This is a genomic window from Pseudoalteromonas sp. Z1A6 (assembly GCF_011378745.1).
GTDB classification, from domain to species: Bacteria; Pseudomonadota; Gammaproteobacteria; order Enterobacterales; family Alteromonadaceae; genus Pseudoalteromonas; species Pseudoalteromonas arctica.
In genome coordinates this window covers 1-2,408 of the sequence record NZ_WTKW01000488.1, presented here as the reverse complement: position 1 = coordinate 2,408, position 2,408 = coordinate 1, and the positions used below count along the sequence as shown (strand labels likewise).

At 36.3% G+C, this 2,408-nt stretch carries 2 protein-coding genes; one reads left to right on the top strand and one right to left on the bottom strand.

The window, feature by feature from the left end; genetic code table 11:
* The first annotated feature begins 176 nt into the window (after window positions 1–176).
* Entirely contained in the window at window positions 177–1,733 is a 1,557-nt protein-coding gene (locus GQR46_RS18800; RefSeq protein WP_165742061.1) for a cryptochrome/photolyase family protein, read from the top strand.
* A gap of 61 nt (window positions 1,734–1,794) precedes the next feature.
* Here the strand turns inward: GQR46_RS18800 and GQR46_RS18795 are convergent, their stop codons facing one another.
* On the bottom strand, window positions 1,795–2,241 hold the full coding sequence (locus GQR46_RS18795) for an Hsp20 family protein (protein WP_165742059.1): 447 nt from the start codon (window positions 2,239–2,241) through the stop codon (window positions 1,795–1,797).
* Window positions 2,242–2,408: the final 167 nt, after the last annotated feature.

Genomic DNA, 2,408 nt, shown 5'->3' with positions numbered 1-2,408 from the left:
GGTGGCAATTTAACTTACTTAACCTCCCCATTAATTAAACTCATTTGCACACCATGATCCAACACGCCTTTATTGCCTTGATAATCGGTTAAGCCTTTTTGCTCTATTCACTCGTAGTTAAATAGTAAAACGATCCTTTAATTAAATACGTCCGTATAAAAAAATTTGGCTTTACTATGACCCATCACAAAACACTCAGACTAATACTAGGCGATCAGCTAAACCCATCTCATTCATGGTACAAGCAAAAAGACGACGACACGCTTTACCTCATCGCAGAACTAAAACAAGAAACTGACTACGTTAAACATCACATTCAAAAACTGTGTGCTTTTTTTAATGCTATGGAAAACTTTGCAACTGCATTAAACACGGCAGGTTTTAATGTTTTGCATTTAACACTTGATGATACCGATGACGACAAGGACTTGATTGAATTACTCAAGCGAGTTGCCGATAAATACCAATGCGACTCTATTGAATATCAATACCCTGACGAGTTTAGGCTAAAATCTCAATTAGCTAAGTTTAAAAGTGATAGCTCATTAAATGTAATTGCTACAGATACTGAACACTTTTTATTACCGTTCACCGATATAAAAACACGCTTTACAAAAAACAAGCATGTAACAATGGAGCACTTTTATCGTGCTATGCGTAAGCAATTTAATATATTAATTGATGATGCAAAGCCAACTGGTGGCAAATGGAATTTTGATAGTAATAATCGTAATAAATTTTCTAAAAAAGACTTAGCCGACATCCCAGAGCCTAAGTTATTCAATACTGATGTTAGCATCATTATTTCTCGTTTAAATAAACACAACGTCACTTATTTGGGTGAAATAAATGAACATTCACTGGAGTGGCCAACAACGCGTAAACAAGCGATTGAATCTCTTGAATACTTTTGTGAGCACTTACTTAGTCGCTTTGGTCACTTTCAAGATGCGATGACAGATCAAAGTAAAAACAATACCAGCCTGTACCATAGCCGTTTATCGTTTGCCCTAAACGCAAAAATACTCCACCCGTTATATGTAATCAAACGTGTAATAAGCGAATACGAACAAAGACCTGATGAGATATCACTTTCGCAAGTAGAAGGATTTACTAGACAAATACTAGGCTGGAGAGAGTATGTGCGTGCTATTTACTGGGTAAATATGCCCGACTACGCAACTAAAAACCAACTACAAGCTAAAAATAAATTACCATCTTATTTTTGGAACAGCTCTACTAAAATGAATTGCCTTAGCCACTCGCTTAAGCAAAGCCTTGAAACCGCTTATGCTCATCATATTCAGCGATTAATGGTTATTGGTAATTTTTGTATGCTCACGGGAATCAATCCTGATGAAGTGGATGAATGGTATTTAGGTGTTTACATAGATGCTATTGAATGGGTAGAAATGCCCAACACTCGCGGTATGAGTCAATTTGCCGATGATGGAATAATTGCAACAAAGCCCTATGCTGCAAGCGGCAATTACATTAATAAAATGAGCGATTACTGCAAAAGCTGTCAGTACGATGTTAAACAAAAAGTAGGTGATAAAGCTTGCCCGCTCAATAGCTTGTATTGGCATTTTATGGATAGACACAGAGATAGGCTAGAAAAGAATCCGCGCATTGGTATGGTTTATAGAAACTGGGATAAACAAGATAAAGCACTTCAAGAACAAACGCTGCAACAAGCAACCTACTACCTTAATAATTTAGAAGCCCTTTAAACAAAAAAACCGCCTCATATGAGGCGGCTAAATAATCAGGGAAAACTAATGTTGAATAGGTTTACTTACCTTCTAGTAAGTTACCACTACCAATTTCTATCTTTCTTGGTTTAAGTGCTTCAGGAATTTCACGCTGTAACTCAATGCTTAGCAAGCCGTTAGCTAAATCTGCACCAAGTACTTTTACATGATCTCCAAGCTGAAATTTACGCTCAAAGTTACGCTCTGCTATACCTTGATGAATAAATTTTCGTTCATTACTTTCATCTTTGTTAGCTTTAATACCTGCAACTTTTAATGTGTTGTTTTCTGACTCAATGGTCAATTCACTATCGCTAAAACCTGCTACGGCCATAGTGATTCTGTATTTGTCTTTATCAAGCGCTTCAATATTGTACGGAGGGAAACTTGGCTGCTTGTCTGTACTTGCTGCCGCATCCATAAGTGATGCTAAATGTTCGAAGCCGATAAATGAACGATAAAGTGGTGATAAGTCTACTGTACGCATAATAATATCCTCATATTTAAGCGATATTTTGCATGTGCTTTTCTATTGAACAAGCTCAAGCAAAGTTTAATTAATAATATAAATTTCAATTGTTTAAGTTTAATTTAGGACCCATCAGGCGTCCTACTTAACTATATATGGACGGTAAAATTGTTTTCAAGAGATTA

Coding starts and splice junctions, on each gene's coding strand:
- GQR46_RS18800 (WP_165742061.1), top strand. CDS start 177: ATGACCCATCACAAAACACTCAGACTAATACTAGGCGATCAGCTAAAC.
- GQR46_RS18795 (WP_165742059.1), bottom strand. CDS start 2,241: ATGCGTACAGTAGACTTATCACCACTTTATCGTTCATTTATCGGCTTC.